We start from the raw sequence: 15,811 nt of genomic DNA on the forward strand, positions 1-15,811 counted from the left end.
GATGCGCCCACACGGCACCACCAGCAAGACGCGAAGGGGCCCATCACCGCATCAGACGCAGCGAAAGCCCCCTTCAGCCCAGCTGACGAGCACGTCACCTTTGCCTTACCCTCAAGAGAACCCGAAACGCCACTCACGACCCCGGCCCAGTCGTGACTTGGCTGACAGCACCACCGGCATCGGTGTAGGCGTCCCACATCCGGGCGTAGCGGCCGTCCGCGGCGATCAGTTCTTCCTGCGTCCCTTGTTCCACCACGACCCCGCCGTCGAGGACGACGATCTTGTCGACGCCGGCGATCGTGGCGAGCCGGTGCGCGATGACGAGGACCGTCCGGCCCCTGGCGAGCACGGACAGCGCGTCCTGGATCTGTGCCTCGGATTCCGGGTCGGCGTAGGCCGTCGCCTCGTCCAGTACCAGGATCGGGGTGTCGGCGAGCAGGGCCCGCGCGATCGAGATCCGCTGTGCCTCGCCACCGGAGAAGATCGCGTCCTCGCCGATGACGGAGTCGTAGCCCCTGGGCAGGGCCAGCACGCGGTCGTGGATACGCGCGGCGGTGGCGGCGGCGATCACCTCGTCTTCGGTGGCGTCCGGGCGGCCGAGGCGGAGATTCTCCACCACCGTGCCGTGCAGCAACCGGACGTCCTGGAGGACGAAGCCGACCTTGCGGTAGAGCACTTCGGGCGCGATGTGGCGTACGTCGACGCCGCCGACGCGGACGGCGCCGGACGTGACGTCGTAGAACCTGGGCACCAGCTTGGCCAAGGTGGACTTGCCCGCGCCGGAACCACCCACCAGCGCGGTGACCGTGCCGGGCAGGCAGTGCAGGCTGATGCCGGACACGACGGTGTCGGTTCCCTCGTAGGCGAACGACACGTCGTCGAACTCGACGTCGTGTCCCGCCGGTTCCCGCGGCTGCCCGGGAATCGGCAGCGGCGGGATGTCCAGCAGGGCCACGATGCGGCTCGCCGCGGCGGTCGCCTTGCGCTGCGCGGTGATCCCCTGGTTCAGCACCAGCAGGGTGGTCGGGATGATCATCGCGACGAGAACCTCGGCGAGCGCCTCGATCGGCGTCACCCAGCCCTCGGCCACGAACCAGATCCCGCCCGCGAGGCCGACCAGCGCGACCACCGGGGCGGACAGTGCCATCGAGGTGAGGGCTTCGAGTTTGAGCATCGGCCGCACCCAGCCCGCGTATTTGTCACCGAACTCACCGACGGCGTCGTCGTAGGCGCGGTGCGCGCGCTTGGCCTGTCCGAACACCTTGACCACGGTGATGCCGTGCACGAATTCCACGATCGCCGCGCTGACCCGGGCCACCCCGGCGTCCAGCTCGACCATCTTCTGCACGAATCCGCGCATCATCGAGCCGTAGGCCACCAGGTAGACCGGCAGGGTCGCGATGGCCAGCAGCGCGAGCCGCCAGTCCAGCCAGCACAGGTAGGCGACGCCGCCGAGCGGCAGGACGATCGCCCCGGTCATCTCGACGTCGTGGTGCGCGATCAGGTGGTGCAGATCGTCGATGTCGTCCTGGGCTGCCTTGCGCACCAGGCCGGAGTTCGTGTCGGAGTACCAGCCGAGCGGTACCCGGCCGAGCCGGTGCACGATCCGGCGGCGCAGGCTCGCCTGAAGCCGGTGGTCGGCGGCATGCGTCACCGACAGCGCGGCCCCGTTGGCCGCCCAGCCGATCACCAGCGCGAGGGCGACGACCCCGGCGATCGGCCAGACTTCGGCACCGTCGACCGGCCCGGGTTCGAGCAGGACGCGACCCAGTTCGGCGATGCCGACGAACGGCAGCAAGGTCGCGAGAGTGCCCAACGCGGAGAGCGCGACACCCAGCCTGGTCAGCGAAGCCACCGGCTTGCGCAACGCGCGCAACGCGGCCCCGGCGGCCTTGGGGTCCATTGTGGACTTCTGCCGGGTCTCCGCCTCCGACGGCGCGGATTCTTCGATCACCGTGCTCACGAGTGTGCTCCCCGCTTGATCGACGCGCCCAGATGACGGGCCACCACCTCGACGTGTGGTTGCTCGATGACGCTGAAGTGGTTTCCGGGCACGTCGGTCACCGTGAACTCGCCGAGACAGAGGTCCGCCCAGAACGGTGCGGCGAGGTGACCGACGCCCGCGGTGACACCGAACGACTGCTGTTCGGAGGCACGCAGGAAGGTCATGTCACCGGCGTAAGGCTCGGGGTCGAACCGGGCGGCCCGCATGCTGTGCCGGCAGACCTCGAACAACGCGGGCACCAGTTCCGGGCCGACCGGGATGCCTGCCTGGCTCGCGGCGGCCTCCGCGTAGGAAGCGAGCCGCTCGGCCTGCGTGCGCTCATGCTGTCCGCGCACGGCGGCGGCGACCGCCTCCAGCCCGGGATCGCCGGTCAGCGAAGCCATGGCCCCGGCGGGCACCTTGCGGTCGTGCTCGGCCATCAGCCCGTCGATCGCCCGGTAGACGTCCGCACCGTCCACCTCGGGACCGAACACCGTGGCGACCGGGTCGAGGTTGAGGTTGGGCACGAAAATGGCCTCGAACGCAAGCTCCTCGTCGGTTTCGAGGAACATCGGGATGCTGTCGACGAGCGTCAGATCCGCGACTTCGGCACCGCGTTCGAGCAGTCGCCGGGCCACCTCGGTCGCCAGCAGCCCGCCGAGGCAGTACCCGATGAGCTGGAACCTGGTGTGCCCCTCGGCAAGCAGCCGGTCGGTGTAGTCGTCGGCGACCCGCCCGATGAGTTCCCTCGCGTCGATGGACAGGTAGGTGTCGGTGTCGGCGACCGCGATTCCCAGCACGGGCCCGAGGTCTTGGGCCACCAGTGCGCTCGCCAGCGAATGGAAGTAGTCCATCGTGCCGAGTGCCGCGTGGAACAGCACCCGGGCCGGGCCGTCGCCCCCGCCGAACGGCACCAGCAGGGAGTTGCCCCGGTCGTCGCGTCGCGCGATGGGCGCGGGGCGATCTCGGGCACGCAGTGACGCGGCAAGAGCCGCCACCGTCGGCTCGTTGAGCATCTGCCGCAGCAACGTGTCGTAGGCGACGTCCGCCGCTTCAGGCACCTGTTCGCGCAGCTGTCCGGCGACCCTCGCGAGGATCAGGGAGTCGGCGCCGCGGTCGTAGAAGCTGTCGTGCCGGCCGATCCTGGCCAGCCGGAGCGCCCGCGCCCACAGCCCGCACAGCCTGCCCTCGAGCTCGTCCTCGGCGGGACCGTCGTGAGCGCCCGCGTCGTCGGTGGCGGCGGGGCGCCAGCCGGCCAGCGTCTTGCGGTCGATCTTGCCGTTGCCGGTGAACGGGAGTCCATCCACCACCTGAAGGTGCGACGGCACCATGTGCGCGGGCAGCCTCCGGGCGAGGAACGAGGTCAGCTCTTCGGGGGTGACGGACGCGCGATCGGCCTTCACCCGCTTCGCGAACAGCTGGATCCCTTGAGCCGCTTGGGGATGGTCGTCGCCCGGCAGGCACAGATCGGCACCGCCGATCAGGTCGAGCCAGTCCTGGCGGGACCGCAACGCCGGGCCGTCCATCATGAAGCCCTGCGTCAGCATGATGTGCGGATGCTCGACGACGGGTTCGGTGACCACGAGCCACCCGCCGGGAGCCACCAGATCCAGTACCGTTTCCGGCCGCCGCACGCTGTTCAGCACGCCGCCGCAAACCACGACGTCGAACGAGTTCGGCGCGAAACCCTGCGACCGGTGGTCCTGGTCGAGGTCGAACAGCCCGAAGCGGACGCCGGGGTGCTCACCGAAGCGTTCCCGTGCCTCGGCAAGGAAGAACGGCGAGACGTCGGTGAACAGGTAGTCGATCTCGTGGCCCGCGAGCATCGGCAGGACGGCGTCGGTGGTCGCCCCGGCCCCCGCGCCGACCTCCAGGATCCGCAGCGGCCCGCCGGTGTGCGCGGCGGCGATCCGGTTGAGCACCGCCGCGGCGGCGGCGTTGAGGTACCGGAAGATCGGATTGTCCCGATAGACCGCACGCGCGCGGGCCATGTCGCCCTGGGGGAACAGCAGCTCGAATGGGTTCTGCTCGCCGTCGAGCAGTTCGTGCACCCGCTCGACATGGGCACGATGAAACGCCAGGAACTCAGGCGTGCACAGGGGGTCGTCGTCGAGCAGCGACCAGGCCTCTTCAGCGCTGATCCCCATGGCATTGATCTCCGGGGCGCCGGCGACCAGGTCGCGCCAGTGACGGGCGAGCCAGCGGTGCCGTTCGTGCACTTCGGGATGGCACGCGAGCGCTTCGCGCATCGAGGTGAGCGCGGCCTGGTGCAGCAGCCGGACGTGCCTGGCGACCTGTGCGGCGTCGAAGTCCGCGACCTGCCGGTCCGCGAACCGGCCTGCCATGGCGAGATCGGGTGAGGTGGCCGGTTCGAGAAGGCGAGCGGGTTCGACGAAACCGAGAAGCGCCCGCTCGCCGTGGCGCTCACCCGCCACCACCGCGGCCGCCGCGCCCACAGCGTCATGGGCCAGCAGCGCCGCCTCCACCTCGCCCAGTTCGACCCGGTGGCCCCGGATCTTGACCTGGGTGTCCTCCCGGCCGAGGAACTCGATTTCCCCACCGGGCAGGTATCGGCCGAGGTCGCCTGTGCGGTAGAGCCGCTCCCCCGCGACCGTGACGAACCGGGCCGCGGTCAAGGCGTCGTCACCGAGGTAGCCCGTCGCCAGCCCTGCGCCGCCGATGTACAGCTCCCCGGCCGTCCACACCGGACAGTCGCGGTGGGCCTGGTCCAGTACGCGGAAGGTCTGGTTGGTGAGCGGGACGCCGTACGGGATGGAGGTCCAGTGTCCGGGCACATGGTCGATGGGATGGTGAATGGACCAGATCGCGGCCTCGGTGGCGCCGCCGAGACCGATCACCTCCAGGTCCGGGGCGAACGCGCGGATCTCGCCGGGCAGCGTGACCGGGATCCAGTCACCGGAGAGCAGCGCGAGCCGCAACGTCCGCAGCGACACTGGTTCCGCGGGCAGGTAATGCGCCAGCATCTGCAGCTGCGCGGGCACCGAGTTCCACATCGTGACGCCGTGGTCGGCCACGAGCCGGGCCCAGTGCGACGGGTCGGCGGGCCGGGCGGGGTCGGGCAGGACGAGCGCCCCGCCTGCCGAAAGCAGACCGAAGATGTCGTAGACCGAGAGGTCGAATCCCAGCTGTGCCAAGCCGAGCACGCGGTCGGCCGCGGTGACGCCGAAGCGGCGGTTGACGTCCTCGACGGTGTTGGCGGCGGCCCGGTGGGTGATCATGACGCCCTTGGGCTCACCGGTCGAGCCCGACGTGTAGATGACGTAGGCGAGCGAATCCGGGTCCCCTCCGGCGACCACGGGAATGTCCTCGACCGGTGTTAGGTCCTCGAACCACGCCTGGGTCACGACGTGGCCGGCGGCGGCGACGAGCTTGTCCCGTCGTAACGGCGGCTGTGTGGTGTCCACCGGCAGATAGACGCCGCCCGCGAGCAGGATCCCGAGCACCGCGGTGATCTGATCGGGCCCCTTGTCCAGGTTGACCGCGACCAGCTCGCCCGGAACGATCCCCTTCTCGCGCAACGCTTCCGCGACACCTCCTGCGCGGCGAGCCAGTCCGCCGTAGGTCAGCGTGCCCGCCGGGCCGTCGACAGCGACGGCTTTGGGTGTCCGGGCGGCCTGGTCGAACACCCCGGCGTGCAGCAACGCAGACGTGAGCGGCGCGGCGGTGTCGTTGACCCGGGCACGTTCTTCGGCCTGCCACGCCGGCAGCGGCACCAGATCGGTGACGAGCCACGCTCCCGGTGACTCCGCCAGCCGGACAAGAGCGGCTTCCAGCGCCGCGAACATGTCCTCGATCAGGCCGTCGGGGAAGATACCCTGCCGGACGTCCCAGTTCACCTGCAGACCATCGGCGTCGTCGGTGACCTGGCAGTCGAGGAAGACCTGCGGGGTCTGGGTGATGCCGGATCCGGTCCGGCCGCCGAGGCCGATCGCGCTGGTGAACACGATCGGCATCAGCGCGGCGTCACGGTCGCGGCGGCGGGTGATCTCGCGCATGACCTCGACGCCGGAGAACAGCCGGTGATCGAGGTCGTCGAACATCCGCGCCCCCGTCCGGGCGGCCCACTCGTGGAAGGGCAGCCCCGCCGAGTCCTCCACGGCCAGCAGGCTGACCGACGTGAAGTCGCCGACCAGCGCGTTCACCTGCGGATGCAGGGGCTGCCGGTTGAGCAGGGTGAGGTTGAGGCTGAACCGCGGGCGACGGGACCAGCGGCCCAGCACGGCGGCATAGCCGGCGAGGACCGCCGTCGAGGGGGTGATTCCGTGCTGGCGGGCTTGCTCCCGCAGCCCCTCCCATTGTGGTGCGGAGAGCCTGGCGTGGTGACGGCGGAAGCCGACCGGCCCGGATTCCGCGCCGCTGAGCGACGGCAGTTCGGGCGCGCTTGGCAGGTCGTCGATACGTGCCCGCCAGTAGTCGCGGTCCGCGCGGTAGCGAGCGGTGTCGCGCAGCCCGCGTTCGGCGAGCAGGTAGTCGCGGAAGGTGATCTCCAGCGGTGGCAGCACCACGTCCGGGTTCGCCAGCAGCTGGTCCAGTTCGTCCAGCAGCACGCCCGCGCTGGCCCAGTCCGCGATCAGCGAATCCATCGAGATGTGCAGGACGTCGCCATCCGGGCGGTGGGTGACCCGCAGGTCGAACAGCGGCCACACATCGGTCTCGTAGTGGCGGTGCCCGAGTTCGGCGCGGACGGCCTCCACCGATTCGGCCACCGGGACCGGGCATCGCGACACCTCGGGCAGGACGTGCTGGTAGCCGTCGCGTTCGACGACCGCGCGCAGCATGTCGTGCCGCTGCACCAAGGTGTTCCACGCGTCCTCGACCCGAGCCGCGTCCAGTTCCGGATAGCGCACCTCGAGGTAGCCGTGGCAGGCCACGCCCCCGAAGCCGAACGACTCGCGACGGCCGAGCAGATACGCCGTCTGCACGTCGGTCAAGGGAAACGGTTCGTGGCGTGCCTCCTCGTCGTGGGTGACGGCGGCGGGTTCGCCGTCGCGAGCGAGGAGTTCCACGATCTCGGCTTTGTGCGCACGCAGCGCGGTCCTCCACTCGTCGGTGAGCACCCCGTGAGGGGCACGGAAGCGGATCTGGCCGCTGTCCTGCCAGAGGTCCACCCCCAGAGTCCGCAATTCGGCAACGATCTCGGGTGCGCTCATGCCGGTAGAACTCCTTCAGCGATGGGGGAAACGAGCAAACGGGTCACGAGCTTCTCCGGATCCTCGCCGACCGGGAGCAGGCCCGCGGTCGGCCCGGACGCGACGGCGCGGCCACCGGCGAGCACCAGGACGCTGTCCGAGGCCGACGCGGCGACCCACGGGTCATGGGTGATCAGCAGGACCGCGACGCCGAGCTCGGCGCGCAGTCCGGCCAGCAGGTCCAGAACCCCGGCCTGGGACGCGGTGTCCAGCGCGGAGGTGGCTTCGTCGCAGATCAGCACCTCGGGTCCGGCGGCGAGCGCACGGGCCAGCGCGACCCGCTGACGCTGGCCACCGGAGAGTTCACCGGGCAGCCGTGACGCCAGTGCGGACGGCAGCCGCACGGCCTCGAGCAACCGGGGGACCTCGGCGTCCTGCCCCGACCGCGACGTGATTCCCCGTAGCCTCCGCAGGGGCCGGGAAAGAGCGGTGCGAACGTCCTGGTGCGGGTGCAGTGCCTCGGCCGGATTCTGTGCCACCAGGGCGATCGCGGCGCGTTCGGCGTCGGAGCGCCCTCGCACGCCGGGCGCCAACGCGGTGCCGTGCAGCAGGACGGACCCGCTCTTCGGCCGATGCAGCCCGGCCAGGCACCTGGCCAGGGTGCTCTTCCCGACTCCGGACACCCCGAGAACCGCGAGACAGGCGCCGCGGTGGAGGTCGAAGTCCACATCGGACAGAATCTCCCGCTCGCCGAAGGAGGCGGTCAGCGAACGTCCACTGAGGACAATAGCGGGATCTTCCGCCCTGGCTGCCGCGCGTGTGACCGGGACCGCCGGGGCGGCGGTCACCTCGACGGCGGAACGGTCTTCGGTGACCTTGCCCACGTCCAGCACCACCACCCGATCGACCAGTTCGCGCACGGTGCTCAGGTCGTGACTGACCCAGAGCAGGGCGACGCCGGTTTCGGTCTGCCGCCGGATCTCGCGCAGGACCTCGGCTTTGGCGACGAGGTCGAGTGCGGTCGTCGGCTCGTCGAGCACGAGCAGCCGCGGTTCGCGCGCCAGCGCCGCGGCGAGGACCACCCGCTGTTGCTGACCGCCGGAGAGCTGATGCGGGTAGCGGCGCGCGAACGCGTCCTCACGCGGCAGCCCGACGCGTTCCAGCAGATCGCGCACGCGTCCGGCCCGGGCGGCGCGCGGGGTGGGGCCTGCCGCGGAGAGGAGGATCGAGGAGATCCGCGCGTAAGGATTGAGGGAGACCCCGGGATCCTGGCCGACGTAGCCGATCGTGCCACCCCGAACTCCCGGCGCCGGTGTGGGCAGCATGTCCTTTCCCCGCACCGAAACTCTTCCGCCACCGTGCCGGACACCGGACCGCAGATGGCCGAGCACCGCCAGCGCGAGAGTCGTCTTTCCGGAGCCCGACGTGCCGACCAAGCCGACCGATTCCCCTTCGGCCAGCACGAGATCGACACCGTCCAGGACAGGGCGGCCGCCGGCCAGCAGGCGCAGGTCCCGCACTTCCACGAGCGCGGTCATCCGAGCACTCCCCTCGACCGCCGGGCCAACGCGTCCGAAGCGAGGTTGGCCGTCACCGCGACCAGCGCGATCCCGGCCACCGGGGCCAGCAGCGCCCACGGCTGCAAAGCCGCTCCGGGCAACGCTTCCACGATCAGCAGTCCCCAATCCGAAGCCGATGTGCCGAGTCCCAGGAAGCCCGCCGCCGCGACCAGATAGACGGCCGTGACGAAACGGATGCCGAGATCGGCCAAAACGGTGCTCGCCACCAAAGGGAGGATTTCGCGGCCCAGCAGCCACGCCCAGCTCTCGCCGCGGGCGAGAGCCACCTCGACGTGGGCTCGGCCGATCACCTGTTCCGCCGCCGCGCGGGTGATCCGGGCCGAAAGCGGGACACTCGACAGCGCCACCGCCAGCACGATCCCCGCCCGGTTCGGCAAAGCCGTGAGTACCAGCAGCAGCACCAGAATCGGCGGGACGGCGGCGAGCAGGTCCAAGGGGCGCACGAAGATCGCTTCCACCCAGCGCCTGCCGGAAGAGGCCAGTGCCGTGAACAGTCCCGCCGTCACCCCGGCTCCCGAACCGATCAGCGCGGCGAGCGCGCTGGTGAGCAGCATCGGCGCGCCGCCGTGCAACAGCCGCGAAAGGACGTCGCGGCCGAGCTGGTCGGTGCCCAGCGGACCGGCCGTTCCCGGTGGGGCGAACGGCGGACCGATGGGGGCCGTGGCCGGATGCGGCGCGACAAGCGGTCCGAAGAGGACGGCCAGTACCGCGAGACCGAACAAGGTCCACTTGAGCCTGGTCACCGTGTTCCCGTCCGCAGCCTCGGGGTCAGCAGCACCACGGCGAGATCGGCGAGTACGAGCGCGGCCAGCATCGCCGCGCCGAGGATCAGCACGAGTGCCTGCACCACCGGCAGATCGCCGGACTGTACGGACGCGACCAGAAGTTCCCCGATGCCCGGGTAGCCGAACACCTTTTCCACCAGTACCGCCCCGCCGACGAAGGCGACCCCGGTCACCAGCCACACCTGCGCCGCGACCGGCAACACCGCCGGGACGACGGCCCTGCGCAGCACCGTCCTCCCGGAAGCCCCGCCGAGCCGCAGGAACTCCACGTGCGGGCTCGCCAGTACGGCACACGCCGACGCGCGGATGACCCGCACCGCGTAAGCCAGTCCGACCAGCAGCAGGCTCAGCACCGGCAGCACGAGTACTTCCGGATACGCCAGCGGACTCGCGCCCACCGGCAGCAGCGACACGGCGGGGAACATCCGCAGGCTCACCGCGAACAGCAGCACCAGCGCTCCCGCCACGACGAACTCCGGCACCGACACCAGGAGCAGCGCGCCCGTCGACACGACCCGGTCGGCAGGCCCGCCTCGGCGCCACGCCGCCCACAGACCGAGCACGAGCGACAGCGGCGCGAGCAGCAGCACCGCCATGGCCGCCAGGAGCGCGGAGTTGCCGACCCGGTCGGACAGCATCCCGGTGACCGGCCGACCGGACGCCGAGATGCCAAGGTCACCGCGGAACAGACCGGCGACCCATTCGCCGTACCGGGCGAGCACCGGACGATCAAGGCCGAGGTGGTGCCGGAGTTCGGCGATCCGCTCGGGCGGGGTGTTCGGGCCGAGCCTGCTGGTGACCGGATCCCCTGGCAGCAGATCGACCCCGACGTAGACGACGAAAGTCAGCAGTGCCAGCAGAACAGCGCCTGCCGAGAGCCGTCCCGGGAGAGAACGGATCACGCGAGCCCGGCCTTGCCGAGGTAGGGGTACTTGGCCTGGTCACGGACCGTGATGCCCGCCACCGCCTTGCGGGCGAGGCTCAGCACGTCGGCCTGCCCCCACACCACGGTGTTGCCCCGGTCGTACATGATCTCCTGGGCGTCTTTCCAGGCCTTGGCCCGTTCGGCCTCGTTGGCACTGCCGATGGCCCGGCCGAACGCCGCGGTGAACCCGTCGTCCTTGAGCGCGAGCGGCGGGTAGGCGGCGAGCCTGCCGTAGATCACGGCCAGGGGTACCGCTCCGCTGGAGAAGGCGACCGCGTTCGCGGCACCGACAGCGTTCGGCTCGAAGAACTCCGGCGGGCTCACGATATCCGCGCGGACCTTCAGCCCGGCTTCCTTGAGCTGCTCGACCAGCAGCTGAGTGGAGGCGTTGTAGCCGATCTCCCACTCCGCGGTGCGGATCACGATCTCCGCCGCGTCGGCACCGGACTCCTTGACCAGTTTCCTCGCCTGGTCGAGATCACGCGCCGGAACGTCACGCGGCGTGAAGTACTTGGCCCCAGCGCACAACAGGTCGTTGCCGGGCACGCCGTAGCCCAGCAGCACGGTGTCCAACAGCGCCCGCCGGTCGATCGCCAGCCGCACCGCCTTGCGGGCCCGCGGGTCGTCGAACGGCTTGCGGGTCGTATTGAGCACCCAGCCGTAGGCCGTCCGGTTCTCCTCACCGGCGGTGCGGACCTCGAAGTCGTTGCCGGCAACACCGGCTTTGCCTGTGGTGAAAGGGATATCGCCCGCGTAGTCGGCCTGGCCGGTGACGACCGCGTTCACCTTGGCCTGCGGATCGGAGAGGCTGAGCAGCACCAGTTCGTCCGCCGGGGCCTTCCCCGACCAATGTCCGTCGAACCGCTTGAGCCGCGACTCACGGCCGGCCTCGAACGCCGTCACCTGATAGGCACCGGTACCGATCGCGGTGGCCCCGGTGAACGTCGCACCGTTCTTCACCATCTTGCCGGGGAAGGCGGCCAGGAACAGTGCGGGGTCGCCCACCGGCCGGCGGGCGGGAACCACGAGCGTGAACGGGTCGCGGATCTGGAGCTTGTCGAAATCGAAGTACGCGGAGAGCTGGCTCGGATAGGCCCGCTCCGGGGAACTCATGAACCGGAAACCGTAGGCGACGTCGTCCGCGGTGAACGGCGACCCGTCGTGCCATTTCACGCCTTCGCGCAACGTCAGCACGAACGACGTAGCTCCTGGTCCTACCTCGATCCCGGTCGCGAGTGCGGGCACGACCTCACCACCGCCCAGCGTGAACAGTGAGTCGAACACGACATCACCGCGCACGAAGTCGACGGGCGAACCACTGCCGAGCGGGTCGAGACTTTCGGCCGCTCCGCCACCGGTGAACACCGCGCGCAGGACGCCTCCTGGCCTCGCCACGGAGGGACCGGTGTGCCGCACCGGTCCCGAGGCGGGGATCGACGTGCCACACGCATTGAGCAACGCGCCCGCGCCGGCGACGCCGGCCGCGAGTCCGGCCGTCCGGAACAGGACACGACGATTGATGGACATGATCTCCTCCGGGTGGTTCAGCAAGGCAGAAAGACCGCGCCGTGCAGCAGAGCGGGGTCGAGCGGGCGGTTCAAGCCCGGCAACACGACGGCGCGGATCTCGGTCACGTCCGCGTCGCGAAGCTCGAAATCTCCCCCGCCCGCGGTGATCCGGTCGAACTCCGCGCGTTCAGTGGGTGTGACGTCCACGAGGACACGACTCACCCTCTCGGCACCGTTGGCGTGCCACACGTTCGCGGGATGTTGCGGAGGGTCGTACGGGGTGACCAGGAACGGGGTCCGGTCGTTCCGCGGGTATGTGAACGCGAACGCCGTCGTGGAACCGTCGGGTTTGGTGCGTTTCCAGTTCACCACCCGTCCCGCGCGCCGGAGTTCCTCCCGGCCGGCGAGCACCGCGGCGTCGCAGAATCCTTCGCCGGCACGAGCCCAGCGAGTCATTCTCGCCCCCGCGCCCCGGCCGAACGCCAGATTCAGTGGCACCGTCATCAATGACGCGCCAGGCGGAGTGGAGAGCAGTTCCACGATCGGCCCCGAGCTGAACCAGATGTGGGCGTGCCGGGCCTTGCGTCCGGCCGAGGCGTAGTCGACGGTGAACCCGAGTTTCCGGAAATCCCGGACGGCTTGGTGCAGGTCGTCGACCTTCAGCAGAACGTGGCTGCAGTTCATGCGGTGCCCTTCACGGCGAGGAGATCGGCGAGCGGAATCGGTCCGGGCTCCGGTGGTTCCACCAGTTCCGGCATTCCGATCCGGGCGGTGAGGGCGCTCCACATCCGGGACACGCCCAGCGCCCACTGGCCGTCGGTCATCCGCCGGTTCGGCTCGGCGGCGGCCCTGTGCAGTGCGCGCAGGCTCTCCGCGACCGCATCGGGCCACAGTTCCGCGAACACCTGGTGGTAGGTGCCAGGTGCCTCCTCGCCGAGTACGACGGTGCTGGGCACGTCCAGGCGTTCGGTGCCGGGTCCGGCCATCATCAGCCGGCCGGTTTCGTCCCGGGGCGAGTGCAGGCGCGGATTCCACAGCACCGGACCGTGCGTGTCGGCGAGGGACAGCACACCACCCTCACAGCCGGCCGAGATCCGGTGCAGGAGGTACGAATGGTTGTCCGGGTCACCGGGATGCACCTGATTCTGGATTCTCAAGGTGACCGGCACACCGCCGACTTCGGCGTGCATGCTCGAGAACGGTTGCCGCTCCGCGCTGTGCGCCTCACCGAACGCCCACGGCCGCAGGCCGCCCGTCATCCGGCCGAGCACGTCCAGCAGGGGATAGGCGACCTGGCTGTTGCAGGCCGCGTCGATGAAGTCGAGCCTTTGCCTTCTCCGCAGCACATCCACGGCGGCCAGGAACCTGCGCACCGGCCGGAGACGCGGATACAGGGTGTTGACCGCATACGCGACCTCGTTCGCCCGCGCGATCCGCAGGTTCGCGGCGATTTCGTCGGCATGCACCGGATGTTCCTGCAGGACGTGTACGCCCCTGCGCAGGAACGCTTGCGCCAGTTCGGTTCCCTGACCGCCGAGCGCACCGGACCGGACGACCACGCAAGCCGTGCCCACGTCGCCGGGCACGTCGTCCACCGACCCGAACAACGGAACCCCGTAGCGCGCCGCACAGTCCCGCGAATAGTCGCTCCCGTTCGCCAGGATTCCGTCGAGGGTGAGGTCCGGGGCCGCCGACACCGCGTCGAGGTAGATCCGTCCGAACGCCGTCCCCGCCACCACCACACGGGTCACGACGTCGCCGCCGGGACGAGCGCGGGGACCGGCGGCACCAGAAACCGCGATACGCTGTGCAGCTTCTCCACCGTCTCCTCGAACTCCCTGTCCGGAGTGGACTGCGCCACGATCCCCGCGCCCGCGCGCAGCCAAGTGCGCCCATCGCGACGGAACACACTGCGCAGCACCAGTGCGGCGTCCATGGCGCCGTCGGAATCCATGGTGAGCACGGCTCCGCTGTAGAGGCCGCGGGTGCCAGGCTCGACCCGGTGGATCACTTCGCAGGCCTTTGCCTTGGGGATTCCCGAGGCCGTGACCGCCGGGAACAACGCTGCCAGCGCGTCCAAGGCCGTCCGGTCGTCCGCAAGCGTGCCCGCCACATCGGACGCCAGATGCTGTACGGTCCCACGCTCCTTGACCGACATGAAATCAGCCACGTGCACCGATCCCGGCACGCACACCACTGCCATCTCGGCGGCGGCGAGCCGCACTGAAATGGCGTGTTCGAAGACTTCCTTGGCGTCGCAGTACAACTCGTCACGACGTGCCGCGTCGAAGGGCGCGTCCCCCTCGAACGCCCGCGTCCCGGCCAGTGGCTGGGTTCTGACCGCGCCGTCCGCGCCGACTCCCGCGACGATTTCCGGACTGAACCCGGCCGCCTCCCAGCCGCCGAGGCGCAGCAGGAACGAGCGCGCAGGGGTGTTCCCCTGGCGACCCGTCACGTAGGTGGCCGGGAAGTCGATCTCCTCCTTGATCGGCACGACACGGGAGAGGATCACCTTGTCCAGCAGGCCTGCCCGGATGTCGACCACGGCGGCCGCGACCGCGTCCCGGTACCCGAACAGGTCTTCGCGGTCATCGACCGCCACCCGGTCCGAAACCAGCGGAGAGATCGCTGACAGCACCGCGCCGGAGAGCCGCTGTTCGAGTGCGTCCAATTCGGACTCGGTCGCCGCGCGCAGGATCGCCGCGCCGTTGGCGAGCCGTATCTCACGGAGCGGCACCGCGAGATACGCCAACGGATCGTCCGTGTCGGCGCGAACACCTCCGTGCAGCAGGTGGCTCCACTCGAAACTTGCCCAACCATAGGCTCGCCACCCCGATGTGGCGATGGCGCCAAACGCATCCGCGACCGCCGCCGACGGTCGCTCTCCGGGGAGTTCGGTCCGCTTCCCGTTCTCGGTCAGCGTCACGCCCGTGGCGTGCACGGTGAAAACGGCCGCTTCACCTTCGGCCCAGCAAACCGAGCCCTGGTTCTCGTAGACCATATGGGGTTCGGTGGAACCTGCTGCCAACGCGCCCGCGACCCGGATGTAGTCCGAATCGAGCGGGATCCGACGTTCGACTGTCACGAACTGCCTCTCATCACCGGGATGGGACGGGCGAGGAGATCCAGTACGGCCTCAGCCTCGTCGATCAGGTAGAAGTGCCCACCAGGCAGCAGGATCAGGTCGAACGGTCCGGTGGTGTGGTCGGCCCAGCGTGCCGCCTGCGCGGCCTTCACCTCGGTGTCCTCGTTCCCGATCACCGAAGTGATGGGGCAGCTGAGGTCCACGCCGGACACGTGCCGGTAGGTCTCGGCGAGCCGGAAGTCCTCACGAATCGCGGGCAGGAACACCGACCGCGCGTCCGGGTCGGCCAGGAGAACGCCGTCCGTGCCACCGAGTCCGACCAACTCGTCCACCAGAGCATCGTCGGACATCAAGTGGACCGACCCGCCTGGCGGATCGGACGGCGCTCGCCGTCCGGACACCACGAGTCGTGCGGGCATGATTCCGTCGCGAAATTCAAGAGTCCGTGCCACCTCGTAAGCCACAAGCGCACCGAGGCTGTGTCCGAAGAGGACGATCGGACGCTCGTCCAGTGAGACGAGGACTGAAGCGATGTCCTCGGCGAGAGTGGACATCCCCACGGTGAACGGCTCGACCAGACGGTCCTCCCGACCGGGGTACTGCACGGTCACGACCTCGAAGGCAGGCGAAATCGCGGCCGCCCATGAGGCATAGAAACTGGCCGCGCCCCCAGCGTGCGGCAGGCACACCACGCGAGCCTCAGCCCTCGGCCTTGACTCGTGGCAGCGCAACCACGTGGTCGATGAGCTCACAAACCCCTCCTCCGAAGGTCACTGACAGCGATCGGAATTTCA

Annotated in this window: 10 protein-coding genes; all 10 read right to left on the reverse strand. The window is 69.9% G+C overall.

The window, feature by feature from the left end; translation table 11 throughout:
- Positions 1-133: 133 nt before the first annotated feature.
- Genes ACIRGA_RS09700 through ACIRGA_RS09745 form a run of 10 tightly spaced genes read right to left on the reverse strand, consistent with a single transcriptional unit; the run spans position 134 to position 15,769 of the window.
- Positions 134-1,963: an ABC transporter ATP-binding protein gene (locus tag ACIRGA_RS09700; RefSeq protein ID WP_400938723.1), complete on the reverse strand. Its 1,830-nt coding sequence runs from the start codon at positions 1,961-1,963 to the stop codon at positions 134-136.
- Complete coding sequence (locus ACIRGA_RS09705) at positions 1,960-7,155, reverse strand: amino acid adenylation domain-containing protein (protein ID WP_400938725.1); 5,196 nt, start codon at positions 7,153-7,155, stop codon at positions 1,960-1,962. The genes ACIRGA_RS09700 and ACIRGA_RS09705 overlap by 4 nt, the downstream gene beginning before the upstream one ends.
- Positions 7,152-8,672 (reverse strand): ABC transporter ATP-binding protein, encoded by a 1,521-nt coding sequence (locus ACIRGA_RS09710; RefSeq protein WP_400938727.1) that lies wholly within the window; start codon positions 8,670-8,672, stop codon positions 7,152-7,154. Before ACIRGA_RS09710 ends, ACIRGA_RS09705 begins: the two co-directional genes overlap by 4 nt.
- Complete coding sequence (locus ACIRGA_RS09715) at positions 8,669-9,457, reverse strand: ABC transporter permease (RefSeq protein ID WP_400938729.1); 789 nt, start codon at positions 9,455-9,457, stop codon at positions 8,669-8,671. Before ACIRGA_RS09715 ends, ACIRGA_RS09710 begins: the two co-directional genes overlap by 4 nt.
- Positions 9,454-10,401: an ABC transporter permease gene (locus ACIRGA_RS09720; protein WP_400938731.1), complete on the reverse strand. Its 948-nt coding sequence runs from the start codon at positions 10,399-10,401 to the stop codon at positions 9,454-9,456. The genes ACIRGA_RS09715 and ACIRGA_RS09720 overlap by 4 nt, the downstream gene beginning before the upstream one ends.
- Positions 10,398-11,951 (reverse strand): ABC transporter substrate-binding protein, encoded by a 1,554-nt coding sequence (locus tag ACIRGA_RS09725; RefSeq protein ID WP_400938734.1) that lies wholly within the window; start codon positions 11,949-11,951, stop codon positions 10,398-10,400. The genes ACIRGA_RS09720 and ACIRGA_RS09725 overlap by 4 nt, the downstream gene beginning before the upstream one ends.
- 17 nt (positions 11,952-11,968) lie before the next feature.
- A complete protein-coding gene (locus ACIRGA_RS09730) occupies positions 11,969-12,616 on the reverse strand; it encodes a VOC family protein (RefSeq protein ID WP_400938737.1) in 648 nt (215 codons plus the stop codon).
- Entirely contained in the window at positions 12,613-13,683 is a 1,071-nt protein-coding gene (locus ACIRGA_RS09735; protein WP_400938739.1) for a Gfo/Idh/MocA family oxidoreductase, read from the reverse strand. Before ACIRGA_RS09735 ends, ACIRGA_RS09730 begins: the two co-directional genes overlap by 4 nt.
- Entirely contained in the window at positions 13,680-15,017 is a 1,338-nt protein-coding gene (locus ACIRGA_RS09740; protein ID WP_400938742.1) for a salicylate synthase, read from the reverse strand. Before ACIRGA_RS09740 ends, ACIRGA_RS09735 begins: the two co-directional genes overlap by 4 nt.
- A complete protein-coding gene (locus ACIRGA_RS09745) occupies positions 15,014-15,769 on the reverse strand; it encodes a thioesterase II family protein (RefSeq protein ID WP_400938744.1) in 756 nt (251 codons plus the stop codon). The genes ACIRGA_RS09740 and ACIRGA_RS09745 overlap by 4 nt, the downstream gene beginning before the upstream one ends.
- Positions 15,770-15,811 lie beyond the last annotated feature (42 nt).

It is taken from the genome of Amycolatopsis sp. NPDC102389, assembly GCF_044765885.1.
Classification (GTDB): domain Bacteria; phylum Actinomycetota; class Actinomycetes; order Mycobacteriales; family Pseudonocardiaceae; genus Amycolatopsis.